Genomic DNA, 17237 nt, shown 5'->3' with positions numbered 1-17237 from the left:
GAATCCGTAGCGGGCTCCACCTGCGGCGATGGGCCAATAGTCCCAGTTTCGGGACAGAGTTCTCAGTTGCGCGAGGCAGTTGGCCTACGCATATCGTTGTTTGCCAGCGCGCAGTGCACTCGCTGCGGCCTTCGCCGTCTGTCTCGCGTAGCCGCCGCCGAACAGCACCACGTGAGCAAGCAACGGGTAGAGCTGATGCAGCCCCACTCGGTCGCGCCAGCCCTCGCGCAGCGGTCGCTGGGCCTGGTAGCCCTCGATCACCGCGTCGAGGTGGGGGCAACCAAACAGCGCCAGCATCGCGAGGTCAGTCTCGCGATGCCCACCGTGGGCCGCCGGGTCGATCAGCACCGCACCGCTGGGGGTCCACATCACGTTGCCGCTCCACAGATCGCCGTGCAGCCGGGCGGGCGGATCGTCGTCGTCGAATTCGCCGTCATCGCAGCACGCCATCACGGCGTCGATGGCGTTGCGTGTCGGCGCATCGAGCTGCCCCGCCGCTCGCTCGGTCATCGGTGCCAGGCGCTCGTTGGCATAGAACCTGCCCCACCTATCGGCCGCCGAATACGACATCGACAGCGGCTGCTGCAGCGGTCCGAAGTACCCCGGACCGGCCCAGCCACACGGTGGGGCGCCGAACGCGTCGGCCCCGGCGTCGTGAGTGCGGGCGAGTCTGCGGCCGAACTCGTGCGCCGCAGGGCGAGTCGGCGCCGCAGCTTCCAGCCGCTCCAACGTCAAACTTGTTTCGTCGTGCGCGAGCACTTTTGCGCATGGCACACCGCCATCGGCATTCGAAAGCCATTGCAGTCCAGCGGCTTCGCAGGCAAAGAAGCCTGCAGGTGCGTCGCTGCTGCGCTTGACGAACACTACGGCTGGCCTGCTACGCGTCGCAGTACGACGTCACGCGCGGCTGCAGGCAGTTTCGTCATGAGAGCGACCTGCAGCTTGTTGCCCGTGCCAACGACGTAACGGGCGCGCGGTCTGCGCGCCGTCAATGCCTGTTCGACGACGGCAGACACCTTGTCGGCAGGCACGGCGAGTTTCTGGGATATCGGAATCGTTTTCTTGAATCCCGCGATGTGCTTGGCATACAACGCCCGGTGCTCCGGTTTCAACGCGGCTTCGGTCTGGTGCACCATGTCATCGGCGGTGCGCCACATGTCGGTGTCGGTCTGCGCGGGCTCGACGAGCGCAACGCCGATTCCCCACGGCCGCAGCTCCATTCGCAGGGCATCGGCGGCCGCCTCCAGTGCGAACTTGCTTGCGCAGTACGCCCCGACGAGCGGCATCGACAGGCGGCCGTTGACACTGGAGATGAACACCACCCGCCCACGCGATGCGCGCAGCCGCGGAAGTGCCGCCTGAGTGACGGCGAGCTGCCCGATCACGTTGATCTCCAACTGCTTTCGCCAGTCGTCTGGCGTGACGGCCTCCATCGGTCCGCTCACCACGATGCCCGCGTTGTTGACCACCGCGTCCAGCCGCTCTGGCAGCGACGTGTCGAGGCCGGCGATGTGGCCTGCGTCGGTGACGTCGAGGATGACCGATGAGATGCGCTGTGGGTCGAGCGCGGTGACCGTGGCGCCGTCGGCGTCGTTCCGCACCCCGGCGATGACGTCCCAGCCGCGCGCCGCCAGATGCTGGACTATCGACTTGCCGATTCCGCGGCTGGCACCGGTGACGAGTACTGAGGGCATGAGCCGAGACTAGCCCGCGCGCTCCTCGGCTCTTTGCGGACCGAATCGGAAGACCGCCGCCGCAACAGCCACCACGATCGCGGACAGCCCGATCACCGGCGCGACGAACCAGCGCGTCAGCGTCGCACCGACCAACGCTCCTGCGCACATCGTCACCACCACGCTGTAGCGCAGCTTCTCGCGGTGACCGGTACCGCCTGCGACACGGCTGTCGAACCCGATGCCGACGATCGTCGTCGTCAGCACCGTTGTCGACATCTCCTGGATGCCGAACTGTCGGGCGGTCGCGGCTTGGCTGCCGAACGTCAACGCCAACCCGGCGATCAGGATCAGCTTGGTGTTGTCGTGGTAGTCGAGCACACCAAGGCCAGAGAGGATCGCCAGCGTGGCGAGCATGACGACTTCGAAGCCCAGCGAGGCGGTGAGCCAGCGGCGGACGTTGCCGCCGAGGTGACGCGACAGCCGGCCGCCGAGTACCGCGCCTGCCACAAAGCTGACGAACGCGACCAGCGCTGCGGTCATGTCGACAACGGTGTGTGGTGCGAACCAGAAGCCGAGGAAGATCACGTTGCCGGTCATGTTCGCGACGAAGACGTGCCGAGCACGAGCACGCTGATCGCATCGACGATGCCCGTCGAGAACGTCAGCAGAAGCAGACACGCGAGCGTCGTCCGCTCAGAGACGGGGGAGACGACCGGCATGGCCGGCTAGAGCTGTGGCGTCAGATCGAAAGATGTCACCGTCGACATCCGCGTGATCAACCACTTCGCATCATGATGTTGCAGCGTCAACCGGTAGGACAGGTAACGCAGTGACGGGATGTTCTTCGAACCTGGGCTGGTGGCAACCGAATTCGTGTACACCAGCGCGGTGGCCTCCCGGGCGTTCACGCTCTCGACGGCCGTACCCATCACCTCTGTGGTGTTGGTGACCTGCGCCTGCTTGTTGGTGGCGACGATCGCGTCGATGTATTTGCGGTACTCGGTTGCGAAGTCACCGCCCAGATAACCGGCAGCCCGGTCCGGCAAGGTGTCCATGTTGTCAGGGGTGTAGGTCCACAGCGTGGTGATCGCGTTCGCGGCAGTCCTTGCGATGTCCAGCTTGGTGTTCACCAGTGCCCGGTCAGCCAGATACGGCTGCACCATCGCGCCGGCGAAACCGGCGGCTGCGACGAAGAGAACGCTCGCGGCTACTGCCGCTGCGGTCAGCCGCTTGCCCGCGGGCCGGTGGGGCACCAGGATCACGTCTTCCTGCGGGGCCTCGTCACCGGAATCCGTCTGCGATTCGTCGGCCTCGTCCGTCAGCGCCGCTGAAACAGGCTGCGCTTCAGCAGCTTTCGGCTTGCGCCGGAACAGACCCTTCCGCCTCGGTATGGCTGCAGGTTCTTCGACGACTTCAGGTGCGGGCTGCGGTTCGTCGACGGTCGTCTGGTCGCCGTCCTCGCGACTCGCGGCCAGCTGCTGCCGCCGCGGCATCCGATGACGATGGCGGGCAGCCTTGCCGGTCGGTGTCTTCACTGGGTCCGCGGACTGATCCGAGGATTCAGCACTGGTCAGATCACCTGGATCAGGTTGCTGATCTTCCACTGCTGTCCTTCCTTGACGGCCGTTGCGACCCAACGGCTTCCGCTTTCGACTGTCTGCTTCCCGTCGGGTGACTTCGTCGTGATCTTCGTCGCCACCAACACGTCGGCGCTGCCGTCGTCGCGCCAGCGCTGCAGGCCGGCTTCGACGACGCTTCCGGTGGTCGGCTCGGCGCGAGCGACCTGAAGCAGGATCTCGTTCTGCTTGTCCTTGAACATCTTCGCGAAATCGCCGGTGCCCTGCGCCAAGACCCGGTCGGCATAGGCGTTGGCGTGAAATGGATCCAGTGTCGTGTATTCGGTCATGAATTGGCGCACGTAGCCCAAGGCGTCAGCCTCTTTGGTCGCCGCCCGGTCGTCTTTCACATGCTGAATCAACATCAGCGTGCCGGCGCCGATCGCCGCAGCCATCACCAAAGCCGCCACGATCGTGATAACCGGCAGGCCCCAGCGCCGGGGCGGCTTGGGCACCACTTCGAAGAAGTTCTGCTCGCCCGCGTCGAGCCTGCGACGCGGGCTCATTGGCCTGCCTGACTCAGCTGAGGCTTCTTCAGCACGATGAGATTCGCTACGCGCCACTGCCCGTCGCGCGACTTGTCGAAATCAGCGCGAACCGTGGCGGTGATGAACTTGAAGTCGCTCGCGTTGGCGCCGCGCTGTCCCTGCATGGCCAAGAGCATCGACATGTGGTCCGCGGTTTCCTGCGGTGTCCGTAGCACCGCGCTGCTCACCGCGAAGTACTGGTTCTTGGTGGCACCCGCCTTCAGTACCGCCTGCTGCTGCGCGATCAGCTGCGGCCGGTAGGCATCCGTCGTCAGCGACTGCGCGTGGGAGAAGTCTTGCTGCAACGTGTCGACGTTGTAACTCAGCAGTTGTTCGACGATCCGTGGCCCTTGATCGGCGATCTGCTGGCGGGCCGAATCCACTGCGCGCTCAGGCCCGTACACCGTCAGATAGCTCAGGCCGACCCCCGCCGTACACAGGGCCGCCGCGGCGATGAGCACTGCGGCCACCGGGCGGCGCATGTCGCGGTGCGGCGGCTCGACCTTGTGCACCTCGGTGCGCAGCAACAGGTCGGCGAATGTTCGCCGACGACGATCCCACAGCGGCCACACCCAGCCGATGCACAACGCAGCGGTATCGAGCAGGTGAGCCAGGTCGCGCCCGACCAGCCTCGCGACACCGACGGCCGAGCCGTCGCGCTTGCGCACCGCGATGCCGACCAACGCACGGCCCAGCGACCATCCTGTGATCGTCGGCAGCAGCAGCCGGTTGACGGCCATCAACACGATCGTCAAGCCGATGACGACCGCGAACACCCACCACGTCCAGTCCTGCGGCTGCGCCGTTTTCCAGAGCAGCGCCGCGGTGGCGATCACGGCCAACCCGACGAACACGTCCACCAGGAAGGCACCGGCACGCGCCGCCCACGACGCAGGACCTGCCGCAGCCGGCTCAACGGGCGCCTGTGGCGCCGCGTCGAGGGTTGCGGTCACGAGGCGACCTGCTTTATGTCGGCGATCTTGTACGTGCCGTCGGCAGGCGCCATCTGCACCCGCAGCCGATATCCTTGCTCCTGATCCGCGGACTGTGAGTTGGTGATCTTCGTTCGCAACGCCACCAGCACATCGATGGAGCCGTCGTCGTTGTGCCGTTCCACCGCGGCACGCAGATCCGACACCCTCACTTGCACATTCGCGGCTTGATATGCCTCGGCCAGCACACTGCTGTACAGCGGGGCCTGCAAGCCGAACGCACCCGTAGAGCATTCGATGATCTTGGACTGGCTGGCCAGCATCGCCGCGGTGTCCGGCGCCTGCGTAGCCGTCACACAGTCCCTGGCCGCGGCCAGGGCGGCAGCCTCGGTGCGGGCAATGGCCTCACTTTCGTGGTGAGACCGCAAAGCCAGGTATCCGCCTGCGGCCGCGCCGCCTGCCAGCAGGACAAGAAGCGCGCAGATGGCGACCACCGAGCCGATGCCGAGCCGTGAGGGCCGGCGATCGGCAGGGCCATCGTCGACGCCGTCGAGTCCCTCGACCGATTCCTCGGCGTCAGGGGAGTCTGTCGATTCTGCTGTGGATACTGCTAACGACTCATCGGGCGTTTCATCAGCATCGGTGGGGTTCAGCTGGCGGGTGCCAGCATCTCCTTCCATCCGTCGTCTCCTGGGTTCTTCGAATTGCTGACGTTGTACTTGACGCCGTCAGGCCCGACCACCTCACCGCTCGACGGGCTGTAGATAGCCGTCGAACCCGGTGGCCCCTGTGCGGGAGTGTACGTACACGGGTTGGGCTGCTGCCCGCTGCACTGGACGCTACCCTGCCCCGGCGGCGACAACGGGTCGCTGGTCGGTGCGGACGCCCGCGCCGGGGGCGGCAATTGGTCGGCCGGCAGCGGGTTGAGCCCGTTGTTGACCGATGGCGCAGGTATGACTCCGCGCCCCGGATTCACGCCCTGATCACAGCGGGCCGCGGGGGCGGGGCAGGACAGAATCTGGTTCGGGTCGCCGTACCAGGGGTTGGTACCCAACGGCACGTACGGCTCGTTACTGTGACACTCCCTCGGCGTCGCGGCGCGCTTGCCGGGCACATCCGCACACGGATAGTTGCGGGCGCCGCGAACGACGTTGCCCTGGTAGTCTTTCGGAATTTTGCAGTAGGTGCCCGACGGCAGCGGCGCCATGCTGGTGTCGGCAGGTGACCGCCACTGCGAGGCGGGCAGGAACCCGGTCAAGCACGGCGGAGGCTGGTTGATGCCAAGGGCCAAGGGCAGCTGACCGACGTTGTCGAACAGCGTTCCTGCCTGCGCGACCGCGGCACCCTGCGGCAGGATCACCAACGTCTGCTCGAGACCCTTGTGATAGCGCTTGAGCATGTCGAAGACGACGGACAGATTTGCCAGTGTCTGCGGCAGCGCGTCGCGAACATCGCTGAACACGGTCGCCACCTGGTCCAACGTCGGTGCGGCCTGCTGAAGACCGCTACGCAGGGCAGCGTCCTGCTCGGCTGATTGGGCCGCGATGATGTTGAGGTTGCGCGCCCATTGCTCGATGTTGTCGCCGGAGTCGGCTTGGCTCTGCAGGATCGGCGTTGAGTGCTCGATGATGTCGTTCAACTCGGGCAGGTTGTCCTTGAAACCTTGCGCGATGTTGGTGGTGGAATCGACCAGCCGCTGCAAAGCCGGGCCCAATCCGCCGACCGCTTTCGAGGTTTCGGTGAGCAGCGAGTCGATCTTCTCCTTGGGCAGCACGGCCAGCCCGCGGTTGGCGGCGTCCAGCGCCGGACCGACCTCGCTGGGCACCGTGTTGTCGTTGAGCGAGCCGACGGTCTGACCGTCGGACAGGAAACGACCCGGGTTGCCTGTGGAGACGATGTCCAGGTACTGCTCACCGATCGCCGATACCGAGTGCACGTTGGCGGTCGCGTCCGCAGGAATCTTGAACCGGCTGTCGATGCTCATCTCGGCTCTCGCACCGTGCTCGGTGGGATCCACCGCGGTGACTTTGCCGATCTGGGTGCCCCGATACGTCACGTTGGCGGTCCCGTAGAGGCCGCCGGACCGGGGCAGGTCGGCATAGAGCTTGTACTGCCCGATCCCGGCCAGGCTGGGCACCCGCAGGTAGTACCAGCCCAACACCACGATCGCGATGATCGTCAGGATCGTGAACAGCACCAGCTGGATCTTGATGAAACGGGTCAGCACTGCTCACTCACCCCTTTCGACCAGCGGACCGTTCGGCGCGTCATGCGGATTCGGTGTGAACCGCACATCGGGGATCATCGTCTCCGGGTCGCGGCCCCAGCTCTGCTCGAGTGCGCGCAGCATGCCCGAGATCCCGGTACCCGACAAGAACCCGTTGTCCAGGCCCGACAGAGTCAGGTCGACCATCAACGACACATTGAGGAAGTCGCCACGGACCACCTTCGGCACGTTCTCGATGGAGAACGGCGCGGTGAGCATCAGCTTCAGCGCACCAATCAGATAAGGCGACGCCCGCCCGAGCTGCTTGAGTGGCCGCTGGAGGTTCTGCAGGTTGGTGTGCAGGTTGTCGCTGGACGGAGCCAGAGCGTTGTCGGCGGCCCTGCTGATCCTGCCGAGCGCCTCCACCGCATCCGCGAACAGATCGCGGGTGTCGGCGAAATGCTTGATCAGCGGCGGGAATTCGGTGAGCACCCGATCGAGCGTCTCATTGCGTTGACCCACGATCGTCAACAGCCGATTGGTCGAATCGATGGCCCTCGTGATGTCCTGGCGCTGCTGATTCAGTTGGTCGGTGAAGGTGTCCAACTTGTTGAGGAATTCCCGGATCTGATCGGCCCGGCCCGTGAGCAGGTTGTTGACCTCGGTCTGGATCGTTTCGAGGTTCTGGACGCCGCCACCACGCAGGATGGTCGCGATGCTGGCCAGCACCCGCTCGGTCGTGGGGAAAGCCGAGCTGTTCTTCAGCGGGATGGTGTCGCCGTTCCTCAGCTCACCCTGGGGGTCCGGCGGCGGATCGAGCTGCACGTGCTGACTGCCCAGCAGGCTGGTCTGGCCTATCTTGGCCAGCGTGTTCTTCGGTAGCTTCACGTCGGGTTGCAGGTCCAGGGTCAGCGTCGCAACCCAGTTCTTCAGCTCGATCTTCCGCACCCGGCCGACATACACGTCGGCCACGCGTACCCGGCTGTTGACGTTGAGCGCCAACGTATCCGGCATCTGCACGTAGATCGTCGTCTTCTTGTCGCCGGTGCCCGGTCCGCCGGGCAGCGGCACGTTGGCGATGCCCTTCCACGACCCACACGCGCTCAGTACCAATGCGACCGCCGCCAGCGCGACGCTGCGCTGGGCGATCCTGCTCCATCTACGTGCAGTCATCTATTGACCTGCCTCAGCGGGTAGTGGCGGGCCGGCAGGCGGCGGCCCGGCCGGGGCGGCGGGACCTGGGCCTGGGCCTGGCCCAACAGCGGGCGCGGACAGCGGCGACCCACCGGGGTCACCGGGTATCACCCCTGGTGCCGGGGCAGGCGGTGGCCCAGGCTGCGGATACCACGGGGGCGGCAGCGGGCTGTTCTCGTTGTAGGCGTCCGGCGGGCCGGGCAGGTTGCCCCCTGGCGGCGCCCCGAAGGCCGGTGGAGCACCGGGGATCACGCAGTCGGGTCCACCCATCAGTTCTGCGAGGCACTCCGGCGTCAGCATGTTGGAGGTGAACGGTTGCACGTCGACACCCTGCATGCCGGGGGCGGCGACCCAGCCCGGCTCGTGGTTACCGTGCGAGAACAAGGTATCGCGGGAGAAGACGCCGGGCACCGTGGTGTCCTTGTAGCCCCCCGGCGGGTGCAGACGCGGCTCTGAGTACGCGACCTCCTTGGGCAGCGTCATCGCGGTGTTGAACTGATTGATACCGATCGGGGGGAAGTTGAACTTGATCGCGTCGAGGATGGGCGCCAAGTACTGGGCACACAGTTCGGCGGATTCCTGGTAACCCAACCGGCTGCCTGCCTGAATTGCGCTGCACACAAACTGCATTGGGTTGGCGAAGTTGGCGATGGCCGGCAAGCCCATGACGCCGCCGGTCACCGGGGACACGATGTTCATCAGGTTCGCGCCGAGCGTCGGGAACACATGCAGGGCTGTTTCCAGACCGTTGAGCGGGTCCGGTTGCAGGATCGCATTGGTCACGTCGGCCAAGTTGTTGACGTCGTGGGTCAGCACCTCGCCGTTCTTGTTGATGAACTGACGGGTCGTCGTCAACAACTGGTTGAGGTCCTGCAGCGCGTTGGCCACTTCGCGATCGGTGTTGGTGAACGCGTTGGTGAACTGAGCGAGATCGTCGTTCAATGCGACGAACTGCTGATCGCTCTTGTACAACGCGTTGACGAACAGGGCCAGGCTCTTGATCACGCTGAAGAAGTCGCCACGACCCTCGTTGAGGGTGTAGAGCGCCTCCGACAGTCCTTTCAGCGTCTTGTTGAGCTGCTCACCCTTGCCTGCGAAGCCATTCGCGGCCGATTCGATGATGTCGCCGAAGGGCCCCTTCGGCTGGTCCTTCGTCGGACCGAGTTCGGTCAGGATCCGGTTGATCGAGTCGCGAAGCTCGTCGTATTCGACTGGCACCTGCGTCCGGTCGATCGGAATGACCGCGTTGTCTTCCATCACGGGCCCGCCGGTGTACGGCGGCGAGAGCTGGATATTGCGCGACGCCACGAGGCTGGGGTTCAGGATCGACGCGGTGGCGTTGGCCGGGACCTTGTACTTGTTCTCGTAAGAGAAGGTCACCTTCATCTTGTCGCCTGCCGGTTCGATCTTGTCGATCGCGCCGACCTTGATGCCCATGATGTTCACTTTGTCGCCCGGATACAGCGCCAAAGTCTCCGGGAAATAGGCGACGACGGTGTTGGTGGTCAGCCGCTTGTACACGTTGTAGCCGACGATGGCAGCTACCACAGCGAGAACCACGATCAGCGCACCGATGATCAGCGCACCCCGAGAGATGTTGCCGGTCTTGATGTTTCGGATGTTGAAGACTGTCGACATCTATCTCAGCCCTCCTGCGATCCGGGCGGGAGGTACGGCGGATTGCCGGGCAGCGGCGGCGTGCCCGCCGGCCCGGCGTCGGGGCCGGGCCCCGGCGGCGGTGGCGGTCCGTTCAACGCCGGCGGCAGTGGGGCGATGCCGGGCGTGAAGTCCGGTCCCTCCGGAGGCAGCGGACCCACCGGCACGGTACGTGCGCCTGGCGGTGCAGGCGGCAGCGGAACGGGAGCGCCCGGCATGTCGGGGGGCAACTGACCCGGTATGGCGGCCGCAGGCACGCCAGGCGTGAATCCCGGACCGTTGGGGTTCGGATTGGAGGTCGCGACGTCGGGCGGTCCGTATTCGGGGCCGCCGAACGGACCAGTCGTCAGGCCCGCGCACGGCAGCGGATCGCCTGGCCGCGGCAGGCCCTCGGGTACGCCAGGCGTGTACGAGCACGGCGAGCCCTTCAGGACGCCGGGGCCGGGGTGTTCCGGCGTGCCTTCCAGCACCGTCGGCGCGGGCGCAGGCGCGCCGTTCGGGAAGCGCTGGCCGTTCGGATCGGGGAACCGGAAAGCCGGCAGGCCAGCATCGCCCCAGAACTTCTCGGGGTCGATACCGCGCTTCTTGAACGCGGCGTCGACGAACGGCTGCAGGATTTGGTAAGGCAGCAGATTCGCCAAGAAGACTTTGAAGAACGGACCGGACGCGACCGCTTCACCAAGGGACGCAACGAATTTCGCTACGGTGGTCAGCGTCTGCATCAGATCGAACTTGCGGTCCTTCAGCGTGTCGCTGATGGTGCGCAACTGCTCGAGCACGTGGTTGAGGTTCGGGTTGTCGTCGATGAAGCCCTTCACCTGTTCGGAGAACTCTCCGACCCTTTCGAGCAGCATGCTGACTTGGTAGTTACGTTCATTGATCGCCGCCAACAGCGACTGGGCGTTGACGAACAGTTGGTTGATCTGCGCGCTGCGGTTGCCGAGGACGCCCGCGATCTTGTTGGCGTTGGCGAGCAGTTGCTTGACCTCGTCGTCGCGCTTGCCGATGGTGTCGGAGAACCGCGCCACCCCGTCGAGCGCCGCAGACAGATGCGGATACGTCTGATCGATGGTCTCGGACAACACATTCAGCGACCGCTTCACCGTCTGGGTGTCCCAGCCGGAGGCCGCCTTGGTCACGTCGAAGAATGCGTCGTAGATCTGGTAGGGAGTGGTGGTCTGACCCAACGGCAGAACCCCGTTGGCGCGCAACGGATCTTTGCCGCGCGGTTCGATCTCCATGTTGCGCCGACCCAGGATCGTGTCGGTGCGGATCGATGCGCGACTCGCGGTGCCGATCTGAGTGCCCTGCAGCGAGTAGCCGATCACCACTTTGTCCCCGTCGATTCGCATCGACCGGACTTGACCGACGTCGACGCCGGCAATGCGCACCTTGTCACCGGTGCCGATGCCACCGGTGTCGGAGAACTGTGCGTAATAGGTGGGTGTCGCGAAGAGCATCGGAACGCTCGCGAAGCTCTGGCCGACGCCGAGCACCAGAATCAGGATGAGAATGCCCATCATCCCGTTTCTGATGCGGTCCGACCCCTCGAGTGTCCTCATTGCGGCGTGCACCTACCCGACGGCTGACTGGTGAGTTTGACAGTGCGAACCGGACCGCCGGGCTGCAGCCCGAACGTCTTCAGCGTGATATCGCAGGCATAGAAGTTGAAGAAGTCGCCGTAGATACCACCGGCGCGCCCGATGATGTTGAACGCCGTCGGCAGCCTGACCAGGATGTCGTTGAGCTGGTCCTTCTGATCCACCAGCGGCTGCTGGACTCCCTCGAGATAGGTGATCGTGCTTTGCAGCAGCGGCCGGTTGTCGGCGAGCAGGTCCCCGATCGTGCCGGCAGCGTCACTGATATCCGCCACCGAACTGGCTATCGGGTCCTTGCGATTCTTCAGACCGGTGATGAGCTTCTCGAAATTCTGGACGGTCTCGTCGAACTGCTGCTGGTGCTTGACGGTCGTGTCGAGCACGGTGTTCAGATTGCGGATCACCTCGCCGATGGCTTGGTCCCGATCGGCCAGCGCAGATGTCAGCGATGCGGTCTGGTCCAGGATGTCGTTGATGGTGCCCCCCTGGCCCTGGAACACCGTGATGATCGACTGGGCGATGTTGTTCACCTTGGCGGGGTCCAGTGCCCGGAACACCGGACGGAAGCCACCGATCAACGCGTCCAGATCAAGCGCGGGCTGGGTTCGCTCGATCGGGATGGTGCCGCCGGCAGGCAGCCGCTTGTTGCTGTCGCCGCGCTTGAGCTCCATATACCGGTCGCCGATCAGGTTCAGGTACCGGACGGACGCCGTGGTCCCGTCGAACAGTTGCAGCGAGCGATCGACGGTGAAGTGCACCTTCGCCTGCGCGCCACCGTCCATCAGTTCGATCTTGGAGACCTTGCCGACCTCGACGCCGGAAGCGCGGACGAACTGCCCGGCCCGAAGGCCGCTGACGTTGGAGAAGACAGCCGTGTATCCGGTGGTGCGGTCGAACCGCATCTGACCGAACACCACGATGATCATCGCGGTGAAAAGCAGCAGCACCAGCGAGAAGATGCCGAGCTTTACAGCAGTACCGGTGATTTTCATGGGTTGATCGTGTTCTCCCCGAACTGACGCCCCCAGACGTATTCGATCCCAGGAGCGATGATCGGAATCGGCGCAGGAAGCAGCGGAATGATGCACGGCGGCAGGCCGGCGCAGCCGAACGGCGAGGCCAGTTCCAGGTGGTTGTACGGCGCAATCGAGGCACCGGTGTCCATCACCAGGTACGGCGCGGGCCACAGATCGCGCGTGATCGGCTGCCAGCAGCCGGGCCTACCCTCCGGGCCACCCTTGGCGTTCACCCGCGGCAGATTGTCCGGATAGACGTAGGGGTTGCCCGGGCCGATCAGCTCACTGGTGGTCCGGAGCGAATATCCATTGCCACCCAATGACGCCGCGACCTTGGGCTCCACGTCGTGGAAGTTGCGGATAGTGCAGAACAGCGCAGGACTGTATGTGTCGAGCAGCTGTGAGGTGGGCACCAGGTCAGCAGTGCCACGGACCAGGTAGGGCCCGCTGCGTTCGAAGATGTCGCCGCCGGTGTTGCCGAACCCGACAGCCGCCATCAGCGCCTGGTCGATGTTGCCCTGCTGCTCATTCAGCGTGCGCGCGGTGGTGACGGCGTTCTCCAGGCCGTCGAACAGGTCGGGCGCCGCGTTGGCGTAAACGTCACCCAGGTCGGCGAGCAACTTGTTGTCCCGGCGGATCTGGGGCATCAGCGGATTGACGTCGTCGAGGATCTCGTTGCCGTGCACGATCGACTGACCGAACCGATCGCCCAGCCCGTTGAGTGCTTCGGCTGTGGCGCTCAATGTCTGGTTCAACTTGATCGGGTCGACTTGCTGGGCCACGTCGACGACCGTCTCGAACAAGGTGTTGAACTCGGTCGTCACCGACGTCGCATCGATCACATCGGACGGCGAAATACGTTGCGGCGTAGGGTTTTTCGGCGACGTGAAGGATATGTACTTGTTGCCGAACACCGTGGTCGCGGTGATATCGGCATTGACGTTCTTCGGAATCAGGTGCAGATACTGGCGGTCTACCTTCAGCGTGATCTTCGCCTTGGGCTCGCCGCCGACGTCGACCTGGTCAACCTGGCCGACCCTGCCGATCTCCACACCGTTGTAGGTCACCTTGGCGCCGGGATCCATCGAAAGGCCGGCTCGCGCCGCCATCATCGTCAGATCCTCGCGGTCGAGGAAGGTGCCGCGGAACTGGAGGAAGACCAGGACCATCGCGATGACGACCAGCAGCGTCAAGATCGCGCCCGCCACTTTGTACGGCGGTGTGCGGGACTTGTTCACGGGTGCGGTCATCGGCTACACCGTCAAGTTGAAGTTGGGGTCGACGCCGTAGAGCGCCAACGCGACGAACAGCACCACCAACGCCACCGCCACCAGCGACGCCCGCATGGCCCGACCCACCGCCTCGCCGACGCCAACCGGGCCACCGCTGGCGAAATAGCCGTAGTAGCAGTGGTTGAGCATGACGATCACGGAGATGATGATCGCGTCCATGAAGGACCAGAACACGTCCTCGGGCCGCAGGAACGTGCGGAAGTAGTGGTCATAGGTGCCGGTCGACTGACCGTAGAACAACGTGGTGGTCACTTGACCGGAGAGGAACGACAGGATCATCGCCATCGCGTAGAGCGGGATGATCACCACGAAGCCGGCCATGATTCGAGTCGAGACCAGGTAGGAGATCGACTTGATGCCCATCACCTCGAGGGCATCGATCTCCTCGCTGATCCGCATGGCGCCCAATTCGGCCGTCGCGCCTGCGCCGACGACCGCGGCCAACGCGACGCCGGACACCAGCGGAGCCGCGGATCGCACGTTGATCATCGCGGCGAAGAATCCGGTGAACGCCTCGACACCGATATTGCCGAGCGACGCGAAGCCCTGGATGGCTACCAGTGACGATCCTGACAAGCTGACGAAGCCGACGATCGCCGCGGTGCCGCCGATGACGGCCATTGCGCCAGTGCCCATGCCGATCTCGGCGATCAGCCGCAGCGTCTCCTTGCGGTAGTAACGCAGGGCATGCCCGGTTGCGCCCAGCGCGGTGACGATGAACCACGCGACGTGGCCGACACTGTCGAGGAAGCGCACTGGCGCGCCTGCGACTTTTTCAGCGCGCGCGGTTCCCCGCGGAAATCGTGACCGAAGAACGGCGCCGGTACTCATGTCAACGCCCCGTTCCGAACCGGACGCCGATCGTGGTCAGCACCACGTTGACGGCGAACAGCGCGATGACGCATAGGACCAGCGTCTCGTTGACCGCGGTTCCGACGCCCTTGGCGCCACCGGAGACGGTGAGCCCGCGGTAGCAGCCGACCAGGCCGGCGATCAGTCCGAAGACTGTGGCCTTGACGACCGAGATCAACACTTCGGGCAGGCCCGTGATCAGTGTCAGCGTCGAGACGTAGGCGCCCGCAGACACGTTCTGCAGATACACGCCGAAGACGAAGCCGCCGACGAGCCCGATGGTGATCACCGCGCCGTTGAGGAGCAGCGCCACGAACGTCGAAGCCACCACGCGGGGAACGACGAGGCGGTGGATCGGATCGATGCCGAGCACCTCGAGCGCGTCGATCTCTTCACGAATGGTGCGTGCGCCGAGGTCTGCGCAGATGGCTGTCGATCCGGCGCCGGCCACCACCAGCACCGTGACCAGCGGGCCCAACTGGGTGACGGCGCCGATTGCCGCACCCGCTCCCGACACGTCGGCGGCGCCGAACTCGGCGAGCAGGATATTCAACAGGAAGATCAACAGCACGGTCAGCGGCGCGGACACCGCCAGGGTCGGCAGGAACGACACCCGAAACAAGAACCAGCTCTGAAGGATGAACTCGCGCCACTGGAATGGCCGGAACAGCGCCCTCCCGGTCAGCACGCACATACGCGTGAAACCGCCGACAGCCTGCAGGGCAGGTCTGGTCTGTTCGCGCACATAGCCGACCATGCCGGTCGACGCCGTCACCAGGTCGCTCCCACCACGAAACCGTGCCGGCCGTGGCGCAGCGGCAGCCCGTGTCGCACGCACCCTCCTTGCCCCAACCCCGTGTGTGTGACATCCGTCTCCCTACTCGCAAGTAGTAAGACGGACCACAGGACTGTACCCGATGCTGTACTGCGCGTGCACCGCATCGGCAGGATTGTGCCCGTAACCGTTAGCAAAGCCTCCCCCGTTCGTTAAATGTCTTGCGCCGCAGCAGAAACCGTTGGCGGAGTGGAACTTTCGCCAGCGTCAATGAAATTTGCCACGCCGAAACGCGCTCGCAGTTCCGTTTTCAGGACTTTGCCAGCGGGGTTGCGCGGGAGGGCGTCGACGATCTGCAGCGCCTTCGGATGCTTGTATCGCGCCAGCCTTTCGGTGAGGAATTCGTCGAGGTCAGCCAGTCCAAGATCGGAATGCGTGGCGGCAAGGGCGAGGACGGCGACGGGAACCTCGCCCCACTTCTCGTCGGGACGCCCGATCACAGCCACCTCGACGATGGCGGGGTGGGCCGCCAGTGCGTTTTCGACCTCGGCGCAGTAGATGTTCTCGCCGCCGGAGATGATCATGTCCTTCTTGCGGTCGACGACCCAGACATAACCCTCGTCGTCCTGGCGGACCAGGTCGCCGGAATGGAACCAGCCGCCTTCGAATGCCTCGGCGGTGGCTTTCGGATTGTTCCAATAGCCGGCCATCAGCGTCGGTGCGCGATAGACGATTTCGCCGACCTGGCCGACGGGGACGTCGTTCATGTTCTCGTCGACGACGCGCGCGGCCACCGTCGGGATCACCTTGCCGACCGAGCCGAGTTTGCGAATTGCGTCCTGCGCCAACAACATACACGTCACTGGCGACATCTCGGTCTGCCCGAATGCGGCGTAGATCTGAGTACCTGGGAAGGTCTCGGCCATCCCGCGCAGCAGCGTGTCCGACGCCGGTGCGGCGCCCCACGACAGCACCCGGAGCGCCAGCTTTCGCGGGTTGGCCCGCTGCTCGGCAACCACCGCCTGCCACTGTGCGGGCACCAGGAACATCGTGGTCACCTGCTCGGACTCGAGGACGTCGAGCAGGTGGGCCGGATCGAATGCACCGAGCGGATAGATGACGGTCGGCAGCCCGAGCTGCAGCGGGGTGATCGTGTTGCCGATGCCCGCGATGTGGAACAGCGGCACCCCGATGAAGCCGACGTCGTTGTTGACGTCGGCGGCGATCGTGAACAGGTTGGTCATCGCCTGACCCGCGATGTTGGTGTGGGTGAGCACCGCGCCCTTGGGCCTGCCGGTGGTGCCCGACGTGTACATGATCAGCGCGGGCGAGTCGTTGGGGATGTCGACAACCGGGGCCGGGTCCCCTTGTTCTGCGATCACGTCGTCGTACCCGATCACCGAGTCGTCGGTGGCGCCACCGGCGACGATGACGGTCTGCAGCGTCGGGTCGAGGTCGCGAACGGCGGTGGCCACGTTGGCCAGCACCGTCTCGGTGATCACGACGCGGGCCTGGCAGTCACTGACCAGGAACGCGATCTCCGGCGGCGTCATCCGGAAGTTCACGGGTACGGCGATGGCACCCAGCTTGTTGGCGGCCAGGAACGACTCGACGAACTCGGTGCGGTTGAGCATCAGGATCAGCACGCGGTCGCCGAAACCGACTCCACGCCTGCTCAGCGCACCTGCCAGCGCCGTCACCCTGCGGTCGAGCTCACCCCAGGTCGTCGTGTGACCGAGGAATCGCAGTGCCGTGGCGTCGGGCTGCATCAACGCGTGCCTGGCGAGCTGGTTCGTCCAGTTCTGCCGACGCGCCAGATACGGCTGGTCTGTCGGTGACGGCTCAGCGGTCAACAGCGAGTGCTCCCTCGGGCGGCGGGTTGCGCGGCGTTGATATT

15 protein-coding genes and 1 pseudogene are annotated in these 17237 nt (G+C 65.0%); all 16 read right to left on the bottom strand.

Annotation, left to right across the window (positions count from 1 at the left end):
• Positions 1 to 84: 84 nt before the first annotated feature.
• On the bottom strand, positions 85 to 864 hold the full coding sequence (locus GGC64_RS24515) for a fructosamine kinase family protein (RefSeq protein WP_192725077.1): 780 nt from the start codon (positions 862 to 864) through the stop codon (positions 85 to 87).
• Positions 864 to 1694 carry an SDR family oxidoreductase gene (locus GGC64_RS24510; RefSeq protein WP_192725076.1) on the bottom strand — a complete coding sequence of 277 codons (831 nt, stop codon included), beginning with the start codon at positions 1692 to 1694 and terminating at the stop codon, positions 864 to 866. Before GGC64_RS24510 ends, GGC64_RS24515 begins: the two co-directional genes overlap by 1 nt.
• Positions 1695 to 1703: 9 nt before the next feature.
• Positions 1704 to 2395 (bottom strand): annotated as a pseudogene (locus GGC64_RS24505) (YoaK family protein).
• Between the two features lie 6 nt (positions 2396 to 2401).
• Entirely contained in the window at positions 2402 to 3280 is an 879-nt protein-coding gene (locus tag GGC64_RS24500; RefSeq protein WP_370582285.1) for a mammalian cell entry protein, read from the bottom strand.
• Complete coding sequence (locus GGC64_RS24495; RefSeq protein WP_192725074.1) at positions 3247 to 3798, bottom strand: mammalian cell entry protein; 552 nt, start codon at positions 3796 to 3798, stop codon at positions 3247 to 3249. The genes GGC64_RS24500 and GGC64_RS24495 overlap by 34 nt, the downstream gene beginning before the upstream one ends.
• Positions 3795 to 4772: an RDD family protein gene (locus tag GGC64_RS24490; protein WP_192725073.1), complete on the bottom strand. Its 978-nt coding sequence runs from the start codon at positions 4770 to 4772 to the stop codon at positions 3795 to 3797. The genes GGC64_RS24495 and GGC64_RS24490 overlap by 4 nt, the downstream gene beginning before the upstream one ends.
• Positions 4769 to 5431: a hypothetical protein gene (locus GGC64_RS24485; RefSeq protein WP_192725072.1), complete on the bottom strand. Its 663-nt coding sequence runs from the start codon at positions 5429 to 5431 to the stop codon at positions 4769 to 4771. The genes GGC64_RS24490 and GGC64_RS24485 overlap by 4 nt, the downstream gene beginning before the upstream one ends.
• Positions 5401 to 6978, bottom strand: coding sequence for an MlaD family protein (locus tag GGC64_RS24480; protein WP_192725071.1), 1578 nt, complete (start codon positions 6976 to 6978; stop codon positions 5401 to 5403). The genes GGC64_RS24485 and GGC64_RS24480 overlap by 31 nt, the downstream gene beginning before the upstream one ends.
• A gap of 3 nt (positions 6979 to 6981) precedes the next feature.
• Positions 6982 to 8130 carry a virulence factor Mce family protein gene (locus tag GGC64_RS24475; protein WP_192725070.1) on the bottom strand — a complete coding sequence of 383 codons (1149 nt, stop codon included), beginning with the start codon at positions 8128 to 8130 and terminating at the stop codon, positions 6982 to 6984.
• On the bottom strand, positions 8131 to 9789 hold the full coding sequence (locus tag GGC64_RS24470) for a virulence factor Mce family protein (RefSeq protein ID WP_192725069.1): 1659 nt from the start codon (positions 9787 to 9789) through the stop codon (positions 8131 to 8133).
• A 5-nt stretch (positions 9790 to 9794) separates the two neighbouring features.
• The gene (locus GGC64_RS24465; protein ID WP_192725068.1) at positions 9795 to 11369 is read right to left on the bottom strand and encodes a virulence factor Mce family protein; all 1575 of its coding nucleotides are present in this window, start codon (positions 11367 to 11369) and stop codon (positions 9795 to 9797) included.
• On the bottom strand, positions 11366 to 12397 hold the full coding sequence (locus GGC64_RS24460; protein ID WP_192725067.1) for a virulence factor Mce family protein: 1032 nt from the start codon (positions 12395 to 12397) through the stop codon (positions 11366 to 11368). The genes GGC64_RS24465 and GGC64_RS24460 overlap by 4 nt, the downstream gene beginning before the upstream one ends.
• Positions 12394 to 13671 carry an MCE family protein gene (locus tag GGC64_RS24455; RefSeq protein ID WP_192725066.1) on the bottom strand — a complete coding sequence of 426 codons (1278 nt, stop codon included), beginning with the start codon at positions 13669 to 13671 and terminating at the stop codon, positions 12394 to 12396. Before GGC64_RS24455 ends, GGC64_RS24460 begins: the two co-directional genes overlap by 4 nt.
• A 3-nt stretch (positions 13672 to 13674) precedes the next feature.
• The gene (locus GGC64_RS24450; RefSeq protein ID WP_192725065.1) at positions 13675 to 14544 is read right to left on the bottom strand and encodes an ABC transporter permease; all 870 of its coding nucleotides are present in this window, start codon (positions 14542 to 14544) and stop codon (positions 13675 to 13677) included.
• Position 14545: 1 nt separating this feature from the next.
• Positions 14546 to 15340: an ABC transporter permease gene (locus GGC64_RS24445; RefSeq protein ID WP_192725064.1), complete on the bottom strand. Its 795-nt coding sequence runs from the start codon at positions 15338 to 15340 to the stop codon at positions 14546 to 14548.
• A gap of 212 nt (positions 15341 to 15552) precedes the next feature.
• The gene (gene fadD5 / locus GGC64_RS24440) at positions 15553 to 17193 is read right to left on the bottom strand and encodes a fatty-acid--CoA ligase FadD5 (RefSeq protein WP_192725063.1); all 1641 of its coding nucleotides are present in this window, start codon (positions 17191 to 17193) and stop codon (positions 15553 to 15555) included.
• Positions 17194 to 17237: the final 44 nt, after the last annotated feature.

It is taken from the genome of Mycobacterium sp. OAS707, from assembly GCF_014873705.1.
Lineage (GTDB): Bacteria > Actinomycetota > Actinomycetes > Mycobacteriales > Mycobacteriaceae > Mycobacterium.
This window is presented reverse-complemented; position numbering and strand designations above follow the sequence as displayed.

Bases quoted from the DNA above. Each gene is read 5' to 3' on its own strand.
- GGC64_RS24455 (WP_192725066.1), bottom strand. From the start codon at position 13,671: ATGACCGCACCCGTGAACAAGTCCCGCACACCGCCGTACAAAGTGGCG.
- GGC64_RS24470 (WP_192725069.1), bottom strand. From the start codon at position 9,789: ATGTCGACAGTCTTCAACATCCGAAACATCAAGACCGGCAACATCTCT.
- GGC64_RS24510 (WP_192725076.1), bottom strand. From the start codon at position 1,694: ATGCCCTCAGTACTCGTCACCGGTGCCAGCCGCGGAATCGGCAAGTCG.
- GGC64_RS24465 (WP_192725068.1), bottom strand. From the start codon at position 11,369: ATGAGGACACTCGAGGGGTCGGACCGCATCAGAAACGGGATGATGGGC.
- GGC64_RS24475 (WP_192725070.1), bottom strand. From the start codon at position 8,130: ATGACTGCACGTAGATGGAGCAGGATCGCCCAGCGCAGCGTCGCGCTG.
- GGC64_RS24450 (WP_192725065.1), bottom strand. From the start codon at position 14,544: ATGAGTACCGGCGCCGTTCTTCGGTCACGATTTCCGCGGGGAACCGCG.
- GGC64_RS24485 (WP_192725072.1), bottom strand. From the start codon at position 5,431: ATGGAAGGAGATGCTGGCACCCGCCAGCTGAACCCCACCGATGCTGAT.
- GGC64_RS24460 (WP_192725067.1), bottom strand. From the start codon at position 12,397: ATGAAAATCACCGGTACTGCTGTAAAGCTCGGCATCTTCTCGCTGGTG.
- GGC64_RS24495 (WP_192725074.1), bottom strand. From the start codon at position 3,798: ATGAGCCCGCGTCGCAGGCTCGACGCGGGCGAGCAGAACTTCTTCGAA.